The sequence below is a fragment of the Rhodospirillaceae bacterium genome (assembly GCA_028819475.1).
Lineage (GTDB): Bacteria > Pseudomonadota > Alphaproteobacteria > Bin65 > Bin65 > Bin65.
In genome coordinates this window covers 334,311-351,185 of record JAPPLJ010000050.1, presented here as the reverse complement: position 1 = coordinate 351,185, position 16,875 = coordinate 334,311, and the positions used below count along the sequence as shown (strand labels likewise).

At 66.6% G+C, this 16,875-nt stretch carries 16 protein-coding genes; 10 read left to right on the top strand and 6 right to left on the bottom strand.

Annotation, left to right across the window (positions count from 1 at the left end; all coding sequences use genetic code 11):
- Positions 1 to 2: 2 nt before the first annotated feature.
- The 3 genes from OXM58_16140 to OXM58_16130 form a co-directional block, all read right to left on the bottom strand.
- Positions 3 to 1,052 (bottom strand): hypothetical protein, encoded by a 1,050-nt coding sequence (locus tag OXM58_16140; protein ID MDE0149896.1) that lies wholly within the window; start codon positions 1,050 to 1,052, stop codon positions 3 to 5.
- A gap of 2 nt (positions 1,053 to 1,054) precedes the next feature.
- Positions 1,055 to 1,819 carry a transglutaminase family protein gene (locus tag OXM58_16135; GenBank protein MDE0149895.1) on the bottom strand — a complete coding sequence of 255 codons (765 nt, stop codon included), beginning with the start codon at positions 1,817 to 1,819 and terminating at the stop codon, positions 1,055 to 1,057.
- Between the two features lie 78 nt (positions 1,820 to 1,897).
- Positions 1,898 to 2,623, bottom strand: coding sequence for a haloacid dehalogenase type II (locus tag OXM58_16130; GenBank protein MDE0149894.1), 726 nt, complete (start codon positions 2,621 to 2,623; stop codon positions 1,898 to 1,900).
- Between the two features lie 113 nt (positions 2,624 to 2,736).
- Between OXM58_16130 and OXM58_16125 the strand changes: the two genes are divergently transcribed.
- The 6 genes from OXM58_16125 to OXM58_16100 all read left to right on the top strand — a co-directional run bounded on the left by OXM58_16125 (position 2,737) and on the right by OXM58_16100 (position 9,063).
- On the top strand, positions 2,737 to 3,801 hold the full coding sequence (locus tag OXM58_16125; protein MDE0149893.1) for a TauD/TfdA family dioxygenase: 1,065 nt from the start codon (positions 2,737 to 2,739) through the stop codon (positions 3,799 to 3,801).
- A gap of 182 nt (positions 3,802 to 3,983) precedes the next feature.
- Positions 3,984 to 4,265: a type II toxin-antitoxin system prevent-host-death family antitoxin gene (locus OXM58_16120; protein MDE0149892.1), complete on the top strand. Its 282-nt coding sequence runs from the start codon at positions 3,984 to 3,986 to the stop codon at positions 4,263 to 4,265.
- Positions 4,262 to 4,639 carry a type II toxin-antitoxin system VapC family toxin gene (locus OXM58_16115; protein ID MDE0149891.1) on the top strand — a complete coding sequence of 126 codons (378 nt, stop codon included), beginning with the start codon at positions 4,262 to 4,264 and terminating at the stop codon, positions 4,637 to 4,639. The genes OXM58_16120 and OXM58_16115 overlap by 4 nt, the downstream gene beginning before the upstream one ends.
- 116 nt (positions 4,640 to 4,755) lie before the next feature.
- The gene (locus OXM58_16110; GenBank protein ID MDE0149890.1) at positions 4,756 to 5,961 is read left to right on the top strand and encodes an acyl-CoA dehydrogenase family protein; all 1,206 of its coding nucleotides are present in this window, start codon (positions 4,756 to 4,758) and stop codon (positions 5,959 to 5,961) included.
- Between the two features lie 259 nt (positions 5,962 to 6,220).
- Positions 6,221 to 8,329 carry a 3-hydroxyacyl-CoA dehydrogenase NAD-binding domain-containing protein gene (locus OXM58_16105; protein ID MDE0149889.1) on the top strand — a complete coding sequence of 703 codons (2,109 nt, stop codon included), beginning with the start codon at positions 6,221 to 6,223 and terminating at the stop codon, positions 8,327 to 8,329.
- Between the two features lie 23 nt (positions 8,330 to 8,352).
- Entirely contained in the window at positions 8,353 to 9,063 is a 711-nt protein-coding gene (locus OXM58_16100) for a DUF1194 domain-containing protein (protein ID MDE0149888.1), read from the top strand.
- 206 nt (positions 9,064 to 9,269) lie between these two features.
- Here the strand turns inward: OXM58_16100 and OXM58_16095 are convergent, their stop codons facing one another.
- Entirely contained in the window at positions 9,270 to 10,049 is a 780-nt protein-coding gene (locus OXM58_16095) for a glucose 1-dehydrogenase (GenBank protein ID MDE0149887.1), read from the bottom strand.
- A 119-nt stretch (positions 10,050 to 10,168) separates the two neighbouring features.
- Here OXM58_16095 and OXM58_16090 point away from each other — a divergent pair, with 119 nt between their 5' ends.
- The 4 genes from OXM58_16090 to OXM58_16075 all read left to right on the top strand — a co-directional run bounded on the left by OXM58_16090 (position 10,169) and on the right by OXM58_16075 (position 13,932).
- Positions 10,169 to 11,365, top strand: a complete 1,197-nt coding sequence (locus tag OXM58_16090; GenBank protein MDE0149886.1) for an acyl-CoA dehydrogenase family protein — start codon at positions 10,169 to 10,171, stop codon at positions 11,363 to 11,365.
- A gap of 61 nt (positions 11,366 to 11,426) precedes the next feature.
- Entirely contained in the window at positions 11,427 to 12,563 is a 1,137-nt protein-coding gene (locus tag OXM58_16085) for an acyl-CoA dehydrogenase (GenBank protein MDE0149885.1), read from the top strand.
- Between the two features lie 13 nt (positions 12,564 to 12,576).
- Positions 12,577 to 12,993, top strand: coding sequence for a VOC family protein (locus tag OXM58_16080; protein ID MDE0149884.1), 417 nt, complete (start codon positions 12,577 to 12,579; stop codon positions 12,991 to 12,993).
- 27 nt (positions 12,994 to 13,020) lie between these two features.
- A complete protein-coding gene (locus OXM58_16075) occupies positions 13,021 to 13,932 on the top strand; it encodes a DMT family transporter (GenBank protein MDE0149883.1) in 912 nt (303 codons plus the stop codon).
- A gap of 617 nt (positions 13,933 to 14,549) precedes the next feature.
- Here OXM58_16075 and OXM58_16070 read toward each other — a convergent pair.
- Together OXM58_16070 and glpD are read right to left on the bottom strand one after the other, a co-directional pair.
- On the bottom strand, positions 14,550 to 15,356 hold the full coding sequence (locus tag OXM58_16070) for an HAD-IIB family hydrolase (GenBank protein ID MDE0149882.1): 807 nt from the start codon (positions 15,354 to 15,356) through the stop codon (positions 14,550 to 14,552).
- Positions 15,353 to 16,870 carry a glycerol-3-phosphate dehydrogenase gene (glpD, locus tag OXM58_16065; GenBank protein MDE0149881.1) on the bottom strand — a complete coding sequence of 506 codons (1,518 nt, stop codon included), beginning with the start codon at positions 16,868 to 16,870 and terminating at the stop codon, positions 15,353 to 15,355. The genes OXM58_16070 and glpD overlap by 4 nt, the downstream gene beginning before the upstream one ends.
- Positions 16,871 to 16,875 lie beyond the last annotated feature (5 nt).

Below are 16,875 nucleotides of genomic sequence, written 5' to 3'. Positions count from 1 at the left end.
GGTCAGTCCTCCGCTCCGGCAGCCGCCGCCTCGCGCTCGCGCTGGGCTTTCTTGAACGCCTGGACCTGGCGCGCGACCATGCCCTTGTAGCCCTCCGGGCCGACCCAGCGTTCGTTCCAGTCGTTGAGCCCGTCGATCTCGGCGCCGTCCTTGCGCGCCTGCTTGAAGGCCTTGGCCTTTTCGACCTTTTGCGGCGTCTTCTCGGGGATGAACTTCTGCACGTCGGCGAGGTAGGCGTGATAGTCGTTGCCGACCGGGCAGACCGCCAGGCAGCGCGGGCAGTCGCCGAACGAGCCGACGACCCGCAGCAGCCCCTGCCAGAAGCCGAACACGCCGCGGCTCTTGTTGAAATCGCGCTTCCGCTCCCGGTCGAGGCCGATATAGCGGTCGAAGAAGCCGGTGATCTGGGCGTAGCCGAATTCCTGGGCCTCGGTCGCGCATTCGCGCTTGTCGATGCCGAAATGGCGCACCGCGTCGGACGGGCAGGAATACAGGCAGCGCGAACAGCTTTCGCCGATGCAGACCTGCTCGGTCAGGATCTCGTCCGGCTCCAGCTCGGCCTCGGTGAGGATGCCGGTGAGATAGACCCGCGGCCCGTATTCCGGCGTCAGGATGTTGACCTCGAGTCCGAAGGTGCCGAGCCCGGCCTCGATGCCGAGATGGCGGGTCGAGAGCCGGCCGTAACTGGCCCGCTTCAGGTTCCAGTCGGTCTCCTGCGCTGCCGTGACGAAGGAGGGATGGCCGGCGTCCTCCAGCGCCTCGGCGATCCGGAAGGCGATCCGGTCCATCCGGCGCAGCACCAGCATGTCGATATACTGGACGGCGATGTTGGTCTTGGCCCGGAAGGCGGCGACCGGGATGTGCTGGACGATGGCGACCACGGACTTGACGTGGGGCGAGACCCGGTCCGGCGTCTGGGGCCAGCGCGGGTCGGGCGGGAAGGCGTTGAGCGTTTCGGCGCTGGCGATGCCGACAAGGTCGGCGCCCAGGCCCGCGGCGAGGGCCTTGACCCGTTCGGCCGTCATTTCCGGAGCGGCGGCGCCGTCCGGCATGCTCAGGCCGCTTTTCCGGCGCCGGTCTCCGGCTGGGCGTGGCCCGCGGCGTCGTCGGCGAAGCTCTCGGGATCCGAGCCGCCGAGATTCCACTGCTCCTCCTTGTATTTCGGATAGCGCCAGGCGAAGTCGGTCATGATTTCGTGGAAGGGAATGTCGCTGTAAATACCCCGATCCTGGAGATATTCCATGTGGCGGCGGCCGGCGGCGTCGTATTCCTGGAACAGGGCGTCGCCCCGGCCGTCGAACTCCTGCGGCTTGACCCGCGCCTTCTCGCACAGGGTGCGGTTGAACACCGGCGTCGCTTTCACCCACTGTCCCTCGAGCCAGATATCGGCATAGCCGTGATAGGAGAAGATGTCGGTGCCCATGGCGTCGCGCAGCTTGGGCGTCGTCAGGTGGTTTTTGACGTCCGCATAGCCGACCCGGGCCGGGATGCCGAGATGGCGGCAGCAGGCCACCATCGCCAGCGATTTCTGCACGCACCAGCCGCTGCCGCGCCGGATCAGGGCGCTCGCCTTGTATTCCGCCCGGTCGATCGGGATGGAATAGGGCGAATAGAGGAAATCGTCCCGGATGGCGTAGAACAGGTTGACCGCCTTGCCGAGATGGTCGGGCGCGTCGCCGGCGTTGCGCTCTGCATAATCCTGCACGTCCGGTTCGTCGAAATCCATATACCAGGTCGGTTCCAGAAAGGCCGGCGGCTCCGCGTCGGCCAGCGGCACGCCGTCCTGCGGTTCCTTCTCGAAGATCAACGGATCCGTCACGCCCTCGCTCCCCCTTGATCGAAGTAGGGGAAACCTAACGCCTCGTCCCGGCGCGTCAAACGAAACCGGGGCGCGGCGCTATGCTGCCGCCAGTTCCGCCTTGTGGGCCGCGACGAAGTCGGCCAGGGAGTGGAACATGAAATCGGTGCGTGGCCGTTCGGCGAGCGGCATGGTCGCGCCGGCCCCGGCCTCGCCGTGGCGGCGGTAGATCCAGCAGTTGGCGAGGCCGAAATCGTTGGCCGGCCCGTGATCGTGGAACAGGCTCTCCGCCGTGTGGAGGATGTCGTCCTTGCCGACGCCGTGGCGGGCGAGCTGCTCGAGCATGTATTCGAAGTTGCGCGGGGCCGGCTTGTAGGAACCGATGTCGGCGGCGGTGTAGATGGCGTCGAAGTCGACCTCCAGCTTGCGGTTGGAGTGGGCGAAGCTGGCGTTGTCGACGTTCGACAGGACGATCAATTTGTAATGCCGCTTCAGATAATGCAGCGATTCCGCGCTGTCGTCGAAGGCGGGCCAGTCCTTGACCGACGCGCCGTAGGCGAGGCACTCCTCCCAGCTTGCCGGGACGCCCCATTCCTCGGCAAGGCGCTTGTAGACCACGGCGAGGAGTTCCGGGTAGGGCTTGGCCGGGCTGGTCCGCTGGGCCGTCGATTCCTGGAAGGCGTGGGCCTCCAGAATCTCGTTCCGGCCGAGCGCCCGGTCCACACGGCCGGTCAGCGGCTTGAGAGCTGCGATCATGCCGGCCTCCCAGTCGATCAGGGTGCCGTAGCAATCGAAAGTGAGGGCCTTGAAATCGGTCAGACGCATGGTCGGGTCTCGCTGCAAGGGGTATGCGCCGGGCATGTGCCGCGCGACCGGCGGCGTTGCAAGCCATTTCCGATAGGGATAGTGAGGTTGCGAACCTTCTGCGGAGGAGCAGCATGAACGAGGTGAGCGCCAGCGCCCGACCCGTCGCCGTCCCGGGCCGGCCCGTCGCCGATCCGGCGGACTGGACCGGCGCGGACCTGACCGCCCGGAGCGACTGGCGCCTCGACGCGACCGCCGCCGAGACCGCCCATCTGGTCGATATGGCGCGCGCCGCCGCGGCACGGCTGGGCGGCGATCCGAACCGGCTGCTCGATGCAGGCCGCAGCGATTTCGACCTCGGCCCCTTCGCCGATACGGTCGAGGCCATGCTCGGCCTGCTGCGCGACGGGCCGGGCATTGCGCTCTACCGCGGTCTGCCGCTGGACGAGCTGTCGCTCATGGAAACCGCCGTCGTCTACTGGGCGATGGGGCTGCACATGGGCGCCGCCCAGTCCAACAACCCCGAAGGCGACATGATCGGCCATGTGCTCGACGCCGGGCGCGACTACGACCATCCGCGGCACCGCGGCTACCAGACCAGCGCGACGATGGACTATCACTGCGACCAGACCGACGCGGTCGGGCTGCTGTGCCTGCGCACGGCGAAGTCCGGCGGCCTGTCGAAGATCGTCAGTTCGGTCCGGCTGTACAACGAGGTGCTGCGCCGCCGCCCGGACCTGTTCGAGGCGCTGACGCAGCCCTATTGCTGGACCAAGCACGGCGAGATGGAGGCCGGCGAGCTACCGTACTATGAGAGCCCGGCGTTCAATTTCCTCGACGGCAAATTGTGCATCGCGTTCGGTCCGCAACACATGATCAAGGGCCATGCTCTGCCGGACGCGCCGGACATGACGGCCCGTCAGTGCGAGGCTATCGAGTTCATGTCGGACCTGGCAGAGGAGCACCACGCCGCGATGCGGTTCGAGCGCGGCGACATCCAGTTCCTCAACAACTACACGGCGCTGCACACGCGGACCGCCTTCGAGGACTGGCCGGAGCCGGAGCGCAGGCGCGTGCTGTGGCGCCTGTGGCTGCGCATCCCGGATTTCCGCCCGGCGACCCCCTATTCGGCGCAATGGGCAAAGGGCGTCCGCCTCGAACGGACGCAGCAGCAGATCCGGCTGGTGTATCGCGGATAGGCCCCGCGCGCCGGGTCGGTACCCTTTACCGGGACAAATGAAGCGATGTCCCGATGCCCTCCGGGCGTCATTGCGCCGCCGCACCGCCGGTTTGCATTTGTGCAACTATGTTGTACATAGATTGCAACCGGCCGGGCGCCGGCCCGGAGAACTGGTCCAGGCCAAAAACACGGAGGCCGTTCATGTCGTCCACCACATACAAAACGGCCGAGGCGCGGGCGAATTTCTCGGCGCTTCTGGCCCGGGCCAAGGCCGGTGAAGAAATCTCTATCACCAAGGGCGGCGAGCCACAGGCCCGGCTCGTTCCGCCGTCCGGGCCCGCCCATCGGGAAATCGCGCCGCTGGCCCATCTGAACCTGCCCGGCGACCTGTTCGACGGCGACGACGCGGACCAGGCGGCGATCGATGCCGGCGACTACAGCGACAATCTGGGAATCTGGCGCGGGCGCAAGGCGTCGCCGTGAAGCTGCTTCTCGATAGCCATGCCGCGTACTGGTGGATGGCAGGCGACAAAAGACTTTCCAAATCCGCGCGGAGCTTGATCTTCGACCAGTCGAACGACGTGCTGGTCAGCGCAGTTTCGATCTATGAGATTGAACTGAAGGCCCGGCGCCGTCGTGTCGTCCTGCCGCCGCAGGAATTGCGGGCGGCGCTCAGACGCAATGCTGTCGAGGAACTAGCCATCTCCCACGACCACGCAGAGTACGCCGCGCATCTCGATTGGGATCACCGTGATCCCTGGGATCGTCTGCTCGCGGCCCAAGCGCGTCTGGAGACGTGCGCGCTGGTATCGCTTGACAGGGTTTTCGACGACATCGCCATCGACCGGCGATGGTAATCCCCCGCCACCGCCCGCGCGTCCTTGCCGCTGGTCATTGACCGGCGCGGGCGATAGGGTCCGCCCCGACTGCAAATCGACGACTTCGAGATACGGGATTTCCGGGGAGACCGCCCATGCTTCGCGATCTGACGCCGCGCGCGCAGGAGCTGAAGGACAATCTGCTCGACTTCATGGACCGCCGCATCTACCCGAGCGAGGCGGTCTACGAGGAACAGCACAATGAAGGCGACCGCTGGGACGCGCCGCCGGTCCTGAACGAGCTCAAGGCCGAGGCGAAGAAGCGCGGCCTGTGGAACCTGTTCCTGCCCGAGAGCGACCTGGGCGCCGGGCTGACCAATCTGGAATACGCCCATCTGTGCGAAGTCCTTGGCCGCTCGCCCCATCTGGCGCCGGAATCCTGCAACTGCTCGGCGCCGGATACCGGCAACATGGAGGTGTTCACCCGCTACGGCACCGAGGCGCAGAAGGAGAAATGGCTGAAGCCGCTGCTCGCCGGCGAAATCCGCTCCGCCTTCTGCATGACCGAGCCGGACGTCGCCTCGTCCGACGCCACCAACATCCAGACCGAGATCCGCCGCGACGGCGACGAGTATGTCATCAACGGCCGCAAATGGTGGGCCTCCGGCGCCGGCGACAAGCGCACGAAGATCTGGATCGTCATGGGCAAGTCCGATCCCGAGGCGCCGCGCTACAACCAGCAGTCGCAGATCCTGGTCGAGCCGGACACGCCGGGCATCACGATCCACCGCTTCCTGCCGGTCATGGGCTTCGACGACGCGCCGGAGGGCCACTGGGAAGTGACCTTCGAGGACGTCCGGGTGCCGGCCTCCAACATGCTGCTCGGCGAAGGCCGCGGTTTTGAGATTGCGCAGGGGCGCCTCGGCCCCGGCCGCATCCACCATTGCATGCGCATGATCGGCATGGCCGAACGGGCGCTGGAACTGATGGTCCGGCGCGCCGCCGACCGCACGACCTTCGGCACCCGCGTGATCGACCAGGGGCTGATCCGCGACTGGATCGCCGAGAGCCGGATCGACATCGACCAGTCCCGGCTGCTCACGCTCAACGCCGCCCACATGATGGACACGGTCGGCAACAAGGCCGCGCGGCTGGAAATCGCGGCGATCAAGGTGGCGGCGCCGAACATGCTGCTGCGCGTCGCCGACCGGGCCATGCAGGTCCACGGCGCCTGCGGCCTGACCGAGGACACCATCCTGCCGAAACTCTGGTCGGTCGGCCGGATTCTCCGGTTTGCCGACGGCCCGGACGAGGTCCACAAGGCCCAGATCGCCCGGATGGAGATCGGCAAGCATTTGTAGCGCGCAACTCTAACCGATGCTCCTTCCCGTCGTTGCGACCGAATCCATGCCCATTCCCGTCATTTCGACCGAGCGCAGCGAGCGGAGAAATCTTTCCCGCGCGGCGCTCCGATCCCTGCTCTGCGCGGGAAAGATATCTCCACTCCGCGGACCTGCGGTCCGCTCCGGTCGATATGACGACGATGGGGCGACGATGGGAAACTCCTTCCGGCCGATATGACGGCCAGGAAGGCGTGAAAGACCGCAAGGAATCGAACTCATGACCACAGATACGAAGACGGTCGTCGAAACCCGTGACCGGCCGGACGGCGTGCGCGTCGTCACCCTGAACAACCCGCCGGTCAACGCGATCGGCTGGGAAATGCGGCAGCAGCTGCACGACACGATGCGCGCCATCGACGCCGACCCGGCGGTAAAGGGCGTGGTGCTCACCGGCGCCGGCCGGGCTTTCATCGCCGGCGCCGACATCCGCCAGTTCGGCCAGCCGAACCCGCCGGGCGTGCCGAGCCTGACCGACGGGGTCCACGCCATCGAGGACTGCCGCAAGACGGTGGTCGCCGCGGTCAACGGACCGGCTGCGGGCGGCGGGCTCGAGGTCGCGCTGGGCTGCCACTTCCGGGTCGCCGGCCCGAAGGCGCGGCTCGGCCTGCCGGAGGTCAATATCGGCACGATTCCGGGGGCCACGGGCACCCAGCGGCTGCCGCGGCTCGCCGGCCTCAGGAATGCGCTCGACATGATCGTCAGCGGCGACCTCGTGCCGGCGGCCAGGGCGCTCGAACTCGGCATCGTCGAGGCCATCGAGGACGATCCGGTCGAGGCCGCGGCGGCGATGGCGCTGGCCCGGCCGCCGAAGAAGCTGCGCGAGGACGGTTCGAAGATCGGCGACATCCCCGACGGCTTCTTCGACGACTATAAAAATGGCATGGCCCGGCGCTGGCGCGGCTTCGAAGCCCGCTTCAAGGCGGTCGACGCGGTCGCCAAGATCGTCCTGCCCTACGACGAGGCGGTCAAGGCGGAGCGGGAGGTGTTCCGGGAATGCCAGGGCACCCCGGAAGCGCGCGCCATGCGCCACGTCTTCTTCTCCGACCGCCAGGCGGCGCGCCATCCATCGATCCCGAAGGACACGCCGGCCGCGACGATAGAGCAGGCCGCGGTGATCGGCTGCGGTACCATGGGCGGCGGCATCGCGATGAACTTCGCCAACGCGGGGATCCCGGTGAAGGTCCTGGAGACGAGCCCGGAGGCGCTGGAAAAGGGCCTGGGGATCGTCGCCGGCAACTATGCCGCGACGGTCTCCCGGGGCCGGCTGAGCCAGGAGGCGATGGACCGGCGCATGGGCCTGATCTCCGGTGTGACGGGCTATGACGACATCGCCGACTGCGACATCGTCATCGAGGCGGTGTTCGAGAATATGGACATCAAGAAGGAGGTGTTCGGCACGCTGGACGTCGTCTGCAAGGAGGGCGCGGTGCTGGCGACCAACACCTCGACCCTCGACGTCGACGAGATCGCCGACGCGACGGCGCGGCCCGAGGCCGTGGTCGGCACCCATTTCTTCAGCCCGGCCAACGTCATGCGGCTGATCGAGATCGTGCGCGGCGCGAAGACGTCGGACGAGACCGCCCAGACCGCGATGAAGCTGTCGCCCCGGATCGGCAAGGTCGGCGTGATGTGCGGCGTGTGCGACGGCTTCGTCGGCAACCGGATGCTCTACCAGTACAGCCGGCAGGCCAATTTCCTGATCGAGGAGGGCGCGCTGCCCCAGGACGTCGACCGGGTGATCTACGATTTCGGCCTGCCGATGGGGCCGTTCGCCATGGGGGATCTCGCCGGCGTCGACGTCGGCTACCTTGTGCGCCAGGAGCGGCTCAAGAAATTCGGCCCGACCAACAAGCGCGAATCGAAGATCGCCGACGCGATTTACCATCTCGGCCGCTACGGCCAGAAAACCCGGAAGGGCTGGTACGACTACGCGGAGGGCAGCCGCACACCACAGCCCAATGCCGAGGTGACGGCATTGATCGAGCAGGCGTCGGCCGATCTCGGCATTGAACGGCGGGACGTTTCCGACGACGAGATCCTCGAGCGCTGCCTGTATCCGCTCATCAACGAGGGCGCGAAGCTGCTCGCCGAGGGCATCGCCGCCCGGCCGCTCGATATCGACCTGATCTGGATCTACGGCTACGGCTTCCCGCGCTATCGCGGCGGGCCGATGCACTGGGCCGACGAGATCGGCCCGGCCCATGTCCTGGAGCGGCTGGAGCACTATGCCCGGACCTGCGATCCCGACTGGCTGGAACCGGCCCCGCTGCTGCGCGAGATCGCGGGGCAGGGGACGACCTTCCGCGAATGGGCCGAGGCGCGCTGAGCGGATTTATGGTAGGTTGCAGCATGAGAAGGCTCGCCCTGCTGTGCGCCCTGCTGCTCGCTCCGCTGGCCGCGGCGCCCGCTGCTGCGACGGAAAAGGTCGATGTCGAGCTGGTTCTGGCGGTCGACGGGTCGGGCTCGATCGACGATATCGAATTCCAGTTGCAGCGGAAGGGGTATGCGCGGGCGATAACCCATCCGCTCGTTCTCAACGCGATCCGCGGCGGCGAATTCCGCAGGATCGCCGTCCTGTTCGTCGAATGGGGCGCGCCGGAATCGGTCGAAACCATCGTCGACTGGACGGTGATCCGGGATGCGGCGACGGCGAAGGCCTTCGCCGACCGGCTGGTCGCGGCGCCGCGCAAGGTCTGGGGCTACAATTCGATCAGCGCCGCCATCGCCTATTCGACGAAGCAGATCCGCTCCAACGCCTACGAAGGCAAGCAGAAGATCATCGACATTTCCGGCGACGGCCCGCAGATCAACGGACCGCCGTTGCAGGTCGTGCGGGCCGCGGCGCTCGAAGCCGGCATCACGATCAACGGCCTGGCGATCAAGACCCGCACCGGCACCAGCTTCCGTCCCAGTTTCGGCGTGCCGCTGGAGGAGCATTACCGGATGGAGGTCATCGGCGGACCCGGCGCCTTCGTCATGACGGCAGACGAGCGGACGCCGTTCGAGGAAGTGATCCTGAGCAAGCTGGTCCGGGAAATCGCGATGCTTGAAAAACGATAGATAATCTATTGAAATGATGAATTAATTTTTTAATACGCTTGGCAGAGTTTTTGGAAGTTTTAACGGCACTTCGTGCCCTTCGATACGCCCCGGCCGGGGGCCGGGGCTACTCAGGGTGAGGGTGAATGTAGTAGTTCGAACACCATACCCCTCATCCCGAGTAGGCGCGCTTGCGCGCCGTATCGAGGGACGCGCCCCCGCAACCCCTAGAACTCCCCGCTGATGGTCGAGCCGCCGTCGACGACGAGGGTGTGGCCGGTGGTGAAGCTGCCGGCCTTCGAGGCGAGGAAGACCGCCGCGCCGGCGACCTCCTCGACGGAGCCGATGCGCTTGAGCGGATAATGCTTTACGGCGGAATTGTAGATCTCCTCGTTCTCCCACAGGGCGCGCGCCATGTCGGTCTTGATGATCGAGGGCGCGATGGCGTTGACCCGCACGTTCCGGTCGCCCCATTCGACCGAGAGGTTGCGGACGAGCGCCGAATCGGCGGCCTTGGTGATGCCGTAGATGCCGAGGTAGCGCGTGCCCTTCAGCCCGCCGGTCGAGGAGACGATGATGACCGCGCCGTCTTTGCGCTCGGCCATCTGGGGAATCACCATCTGGCACAGCCAGATGTTGGAGCGCAGGTTGGCGCCGGTCGTCTTCTCGTAGGCTTCGTCGGGCAGGTCCTGCAGCGTGCCGAAATAGGGGTTGACCGCCGCGTTGCAGACCAGGATGTCGATCCGCCCGTAACGGTCGTTGGCGCGGTCGGCCAGCGCCTGTAGCTGGTCCTTGTGGGAGATGTTGCAGGCGACGGCGACGGCGTCGCCGCCCTCGTTCCGGATCGATTCGGCGACCTCCTCGCACTTGTCCAGCTTGCGGCTGGAGATCACGACCTTGGCGCCCTGCGCCGCCATCGCTTCCGCGGTCGCCCGGCCGATGCCCTTCGAGGAGCCGGTAATCAGGGCCACCTTGCCGTCGAGGCGGAACAGGTCGTCGTATTTCATCGGGATGTGTCCGGTTGCAACGTTCTGGCGCTTCCTATAATCCGATGCCCGACGAATCAACCGGCCGGTTGCGGTTTGCAACGCCGCCGGGCCGGGCCTTATCGCGCAGGGAGGAAGGCATGGATCTCGATATCAGCGCCGAAGACGGGGCCTTCCGCGACGAGGTCAGAGCCTTCATTGACCGGAGCCTGCCGTCGGATACCCGCGAAAAGGTGCGCCGCGGCCTGAAGCTCACCAGGGAAGACCATGTCAACTGGCACCGGATCCTGCACGCCAACGGCTGGGGCGCGCCGGGCTGGCCAGTCGAATATGGCGGGCCGGACTGGACGCCGATGCAGCGCCACATCTTTGAGGAGGAGACCGGCCGCAACCATTGTCCGCGCCTCATGCCCTTCGGCCTGAAGATGGTCGGCCCGGTGATCCAGGCCTTCGGCAGCGACGAGCAGAAGGCGCAGCATCTGCCGAAGATCGCGAGTTCGGAGATCCAGTGGTGCCAGGGCTATTCCGAACCGGGCGCCGGCTCGGACCTCGCCTCGCTCAAGACGCGGGCGGTGCGCGACGGCGACAATTACATCGTCAACGGCCAGAAGACCTGGACGACGGCGGCCCACTGGGCGGACTGGATTTTCTGCCTGGTGCGCACCGACGACACGGTCAAGAAGCAGGAGGGTATCTCCTTCCTGCTGATCGACATGACGACGCCCGGCATCGCGGTGAAGCAGATAATTACCATGGAGGGCGGCCACGAGGTCAACGAGGTGTTCTTCGACGATGTCGTCGTACCGGTCTCCAACCGGGTCGGCCCGGAGAACAAGGGCTGGACCATCGCCAAGTTCCTGCTCGGCCACGAGCGCACGAGCATCGCCGAGATCGGCCGCTCCAAGGCGCAACTCGAAAAGCTGACGGAAATCGCGGCGGCGGAACAGAAGGACGGCGCGCCGCTGATCGAGGATCCGCGCTTCCGCGAGAAGATCGCGCGGGCCGAGATCGACCTGATGGCCCTCGAAATGACCCTGCTGCGCATCGTCTCGGCCGAGAGCGCCGGCCGCGTGCCGGGCCCGGAAGCCTCGCTGCTGAAAATCCGCGCGACGGAGCTGCAGCAGGAGCTCGGCGAGCTGCTGATGGAGGCGATCGGCTACTACAGCCATCCCGATACGCCCGAAGCCCGCGAATTCGGCTGGAACGAACCGTCGGTGGGGCCGGACTATGCGGTCAGCCTGTCGCCGGCCTATTTCAACCTGCGCAAGACCTCGATCTACGGCGGCTCCAACGAGGTCCAGCGCGGCATCATCTCCAAGATGGTGCTGGGCTTCTAGGCGCGCCGGACCCCGGCGGATTCGTGACGCCGCTGCCCGATTTCGCTGACGGGACGATTCCATGCCCTTTGCCCTGACCGACGAACAGAGGCTGCTCCAGGAAAGCGTCGACCGGTTCGTCGAGCGCGACTACGGCTTCGACGTCCGCACACGTCTGGCCGAGAGCGAGCGCGGCTGGAGCGCGGAGAACTGGTCCAGATTCGCCGAACTGGGCTGGCTCGGCGTGCCGTTCGGCGAAAGCGCGGGAGGCTATGGCGGCGGGCCGGTCGAGGCCGGGCTGATCGCGGAGGGCCTGGGCAAGGGGCTGGCGGTCGAGCCCTATCTCTGGACGGTCGTGCTCGGCGGCGGACTGCTGGCCCGCGCCGGTCGGAACGATCTGCTTGAGGCGCTGATTGCCGGCAACCTCCAGCTTGCCACCGGCTTCGCCGAACCGCAGGCGCGCTATGCGCTCCACGATGTGGCGACGAAGGCGGAGCGAAGCGGCGGCGACTATGTGCTGAGCGGGCAAAAGGCCGTCGTTTTCAACGCGCCGTCCGCCGACCGGCTGATCGTGCCGGCGCGCACCGCGGGCGGGCAGACCGAAGCGCGCGGCATCAGCCTGTTCCTCCTGCAGGCCGGCGCCGAGGGCATTGTCCTGCGGCCCTACAGGACGATGGACGACGGCCGGGCCGCCGAAGTGACGCTTTCCGGAGTCAGGGCGAGCAGCGACGCCGTGCTCGGCGAAGTCGACGACGGCATGGCGCTGCTGGAACCGGCAATCGATGCGGCCACGGCCGTGCTGTGCTGCGAGGCCGCCGGCGTGATGGAGGCGCTGGTGAGCCAGACACGGGAATATATCGGCACGCGCAAGCAGTTCGGCGTGCCGCTGTCGTCCTTCCAGGTCTTGCAGCACCGCATGGCCGAGATGTTCATTCACAAGGAGCAGACCCAGTCGATGGCCTATATGGCGGCCGTGCGCGCCGCGGCGGGCGGCGGGCCGGCGGCGGCGCGGGCGGCCTCGGCGGCCAAGGCTTATGCGGGCGAAAAGGGCAAGCTGGTCGGCCAGGAAGCGATCCAGATGCACGGCGGCATGGGCATGACAAGGGAAATGCCGATCAGTGCCTTCTTCAAGCGCATCACCATGATCGGCAGCCTGTTCGGCGACGCCGATCACCATCTCGATCGCTTTGCCGGCCTCGCCGGCGGCAGGGCCGGCTGAAAGAGGGCACCGGATGGCCGAAAATCCGATACCGATTAAAGGGCTGGACCATATCGTCCTGCGCGTCCGGGATATTGACGTCATGCTGCGCTATTACGGCGACGTGCTCGGCTGCACGCTCGAGAAGGTCCAGGAGGATATCGGCCTCTGGCAGATGCGCGCCGGGGACGCGCTGATCGACTTCGCGCCCGTCGACGGGCCGATCGGCCGGCAGAAGGGGCCGGCGCCGGGGCCGGAGGGCCACAACCAGGACCATTTCTGCCTGCTGGTCGATCCGTGGGACGAGGCGGCGATCCGCAGCGCACTGGAAGCGCGCGGCTGCGACGTGGAGGCGGCGGCGGTCCGCTACGGCGCGACCGGCTACGGGCCGTCGATCTATCTGACGGACCCGGAGGGCAACACGGTCGAGCTGAAAGGCCCTTCGACCTGAGCGCCCGTTCACGCTGAAGACCGCGCCGTGGCTGAACCTCCGTTAGCGGTTGCGCCCGAACGGCGCCTGCAAGCCGCCCTGTGGATGATACTCGCGGTCACGCTGTGGAGCCTGGTCGCGGTTTGCGTGCGCATGCTGGAGGGCCGGGTGCCGATCTCCGACCTGTCCTTCTATCGCGGGCTGCTGTCCGTCGCCGTGATGCTGCCGCTGATCCGGCGCGCCGGCCGGATGGGGCACGGCGGGCCGCTGCGCAAGGCGATGCCCTGGTTCGTCCTGCGCGGCGTGTTCATTTTCAGCGCCCAGACCTGCTTCTACTTCGCCCTGACCTGGATGCCGATGGCCGAGGCGACCGTGCTCAGCGGGACGACACCGATCTTCCTTGCCCTGCTGGCCGGCATGTTCCTCGGCGAGAAGGTGTCGCTGGTCCGCTGGGCGGCGATCGGCGTGGGGTTCGCCGGCATCGTCGTGATCCTCAGGCCCGGGGCCGCGGTCATCCAGATCGCGGCGCTGACGGCGCTGGCATCGGCGGTGCTGTTCGCCAGCAGCTCGGCGATCAACAAGCATCTTTCGCGCACCGAGCCGGCGAGCCGGATCGTCGGCTGGACAAACCTGATGATCGCCGCCGTCGCGGCGCTGCCGTTCGTCTACAATTCGTATGTTCCGCAATGGAGCGACCTGCACTGGGTCGTCGCGATCGCCTTCCTCGGCACCGGGGCGCAATACTCCCTGGCGCGCGCCATCGCCGCGGCCGACGCCAGCTTCTCCGGGCCGTTCGATTTCCTGCGCATGCCCTTCGCGGCGGTCGCCGGGCTGATCCTGTTCGCCGAGTGGCCCGACATCTGGGTCTGGGTCGGCACCGGCATCGTCTTCGCGAGCATCTTCGGCCTGACCCGCGACCGCGCCCTGTTCCGCCACCGCACGGGCGTGTCGTCGGGGTAAAAGGTGACGGAAAGTCTGAGCAGTTCCGTTCTTACTGAGAAAGATCAATAGACCGGATTGATCCGAATTATTGGAGAGCAATGTATGCGGAAACTAATTGACCCCTCTCTGCTCGACGCACACGATCTTTACCATGCGAGGTACGGGCGCGGCGCCGTGATCGTGGCGGTGCGGAAGAACCCCGACAGTACGACCAAGCCGGATATCAACAGCAGGGACAGGCAAGTAGCACGATTCTACAATGAGCGAGGTGCTGGCAACTTCAGTAGCGCTCCGGATTTCGAACCGATTCTATCACTTGAACAAGAAGACGGATTCATCAGAGTAGTCGTTCGATTCACAAAACCGGATCGAGTGCATTCGTATCCTTACGCGACGGCAACGATCGAGCGGGTGATACCTGTCGACCAAGTCACTCTTGAGATTGTGCACGAAAGCGATTTTCCGCCGTTACCGAATAGACAAAGATTTCGTTGAGGTAGATTGCGTCAGGCCGCTCCTTCGAACAACTCGTGCACCAGCCGGATCGCCATCTTCGTCGCCACGCGGCGGCGGTAATGGCCGGGGGTAAATGTGGTCTTCATCGACATAAGCTGGTTCTTGCTGTACAGGTCGATTTATGCTTCGGCAGCGAGAATGGCTTCGGCCAGTTCGATGAAGCCCCTGGATCGCGGCGCTTCGGTGATCCACTTCGGCAGGCTCGGGCACCGATGCGCAAGGTCGCGCAGGTTGGCGACGCCTATCGCGGCGGGAAAAAAGTCGAACATGGGCGCGTCGTTCGGCGAATCCCCGATAAACGCGTAGGCCGATTTCGCGGCGTCCAGATCGACGCCGAAAAACTCCGACATCATGCGGCGGGTCATGCTCAGTTTGCTGTAGTCGCCGAACCAGCCGTTGACGTGAATCGAGCTTATCCGGGCGGTCGCGCCGTGTTCCTCGAATATGGCAACGATCCGTTCGACGGCGGTTTCGTGGAGGCGCGGCACATCTTCGGCGATATCGATGGCGAGGTCGGTTTCCCGATAGGATTGATCGGCGGAAACGCGCGTGCCCGGCACCCGGTCCAGGATCGCGTCGCGCACCCGTTCGAGGCGTTGCCTCTTCCCGGCGCGCACAGGCGCCGAATCGGCATAGAGGCGCCTCATCCGTTTTGCCTCCCCGTCGTAGCGGAAGGCTAGGGCGCCGTTTTCGCCCACGACGGCGTCGACTGGCCAGGTTCGCGCGATCAGGTCGCACCAGCCCGCCGGCCGGCCGGTCACCGGGACGATCAACAGGCCGGCGTCCCGCAGATCCTCGATGGCGCGGAAGACGGCGGCGGGGATCCGTCCGCCGGTGGTCAACGTGTCATCGATATCGGTGAACACGCCGAGGACGCTGCTGCGCCCGGCGGCCGGCCATTCGGCGATGGATCTCGGTGCGGTCACAGCATCCCCGCCAGGGCTTCAGCCGCAGCCTCTCTTTCGGCCGTCGAGAGATGAACGCCGGTCTTGGTCCGGCGCCATAGCACGTCCTCGGGTCGGCGGGCCCACTCGTTGGCGGCCATGTGCAGAACCTCCCGCTCGTACAGGTCGGCGCCGACATGCCGGCCCATGTCCTGCGGGCTGCGTGCATCGCCCAGGACATCCTCGGCAATGCGACCGTGGCGGCGGACGAGGCGGACCAGGTATGCCCTGTCGAACCGGTCGTACCGGTGGGCCAGGTCGTCGACGAAGGCCGCGCCGTCGGAGGCCGGCAGGTCGCCTCCCGGCAGGGGCGCCGACGCGGTCCAGCGCTCGCCGGCCGGTGCGAGGTGCGGCGCCAGCCGGTCCACGGCATCCTCGGCAAGGCGGCGGAATGTGGTGAGTTTGCCTCCCATGACAGTCAGCAAGGGCGGCCGGTCTCCGCCGCCCTCCAGTTCGAGCCGGTAATTCCGGGTGACTGCGGATGCGGGCGCGGATTTGTCGTCCTCGTAAAGCGGCCGAACGCCGGAGAAAGACCATACGACATCCGCCGCCGCGGGCGGCCGCTTCAGGAAACCGCTGACGGCAGCGATCAGATATTGCGTTTCGGCCGCATCGATCGCGATCCCGCCGGCATCCCCCTCGAACGGCACGTCGGTCGTACCGATCAGCGAGAAACGGTCCTCGAATGGCAGAAGGAAGACGACGCGACGGTCGTCGTTCTGAAGGATGTAGGCAGCGTCCGCGCCGACGATTCGAGGTACGACGATATGGCTGCCCTTCACGAGCCGAATCCGGGGACCGGCAGCAGCGGCGCTGCCGGTATCGATCGAGTCGGCGACCCGTCCGACCCAGGGGCCGGCTGCGTTGACCAGGGCGCGCGCCCGGGCCTCGAGGGCCTCGCCGGAGGCCTCATCGCGCAGCCGCAGACGCCAGTGGCCCTCCAGCCGATCTGCCGCGACGCAGGACGTGCGGGTAAGGATTTCGGCGCCGCGTTCGGCAGCAGCGCGGGCGTTGATAGTCACTAGCCGGGCGTCGTCGACCCAGCAATCCCAGTAGGAGAATCCACGGCTGTATTTCCGGCGTAAGGGTGCTCCCAAGGGCGACGACGACAGATCGACTCCGGTGGAACCCGGAATGGCACGCCGGCGCGCCAGGCGGTCGTACAGGAAGAGGCCGAGGCGGATCAGCGGCCGCGGCCGCATGGCGGGCACATGCGGCAGCACGAAGCGTAGCGGCTGCACGAGGTGCGGCGCGTTGGCCATCAGCACCTCGCGCTCCCTCAGGGCATCGCGGACGAGCCGGAGTTGCCCGTGCTCGAGATAACGCAGACCGCCGTGGATCAGTTTCGAACTGGCCGACGAGGTGCCGCCGGCGAGATCGCCGGCCTCGACGAGCAGCACAGAGAGGCCGCGGCCCGCCGCGTCGCGGGCAATTCCGACACCGTTGATACCGCCGCCGACGACCGCCAGGTCGTGGATCTTTCCGTTCTCAGGCACTCCGC

Bases quoted from the DNA above. Each gene is read 5' to 3' on its own strand.
- OXM58_16140 (MDE0149896.1), bottom strand. From the start codon at position 1,052: ATGCCGGACGGCGCCGCCGCTCCGGAAATGACGGCCGAACGGGTCAAG.
- OXM58_16130 (MDE0149894.1), bottom strand. From the start codon at position 2,623: ATGCGTCTGACCGATTTCAAGGCCCTCACTTTCGATTGCTACGGCACC.
- OXM58_16125 (MDE0149893.1), top strand. From the start codon at position 2,737: ATGAACGAGGTGAGCGCCAGCGCCCGACCCGTCGCCGTCCCGGGCCGG.
- OXM58_16120 (MDE0149892.1), top strand. From the start codon at position 3,984: ATGTCGTCCACCACATACAAAACGGCCGAGGCGCGGGCGAATTTCTCG.
- OXM58_16110 (MDE0149890.1), top strand. From the start codon at position 4,756: ATGCTTCGCGATCTGACGCCGCGCGCGCAGGAGCTGAAGGACAATCTG.
- OXM58_16105 (MDE0149889.1), top strand. From the start codon at position 6,221: ATGACCACAGATACGAAGACGGTCGTCGAAACCCGTGACCGGCCGGAC.
- OXM58_16100 (MDE0149888.1), top strand. From the start codon at position 8,353: ATGAGAAGGCTCGCCCTGCTGTGCGCCCTGCTGCTCGCTCCGCTGGCC.
- OXM58_16095 (MDE0149887.1), bottom strand. From the start codon at position 10,049: ATGAAATACGACGACCTGTTCCGCCTCGACGGCAAGGTGGCCCTGATT.
- OXM58_16090 (MDE0149886.1), top strand. From the start codon at position 10,169: ATGGATCTCGATATCAGCGCCGAAGACGGGGCCTTCCGCGACGAGGTC.
- OXM58_16085 (MDE0149885.1), top strand. From the start codon at position 11,427: ATGCCCTTTGCCCTGACCGACGAACAGAGGCTGCTCCAGGAAAGCGTC.
- OXM58_16080 (MDE0149884.1), top strand. From the start codon at position 12,577: ATGGCCGAAAATCCGATACCGATTAAAGGGCTGGACCATATCGTCCTG.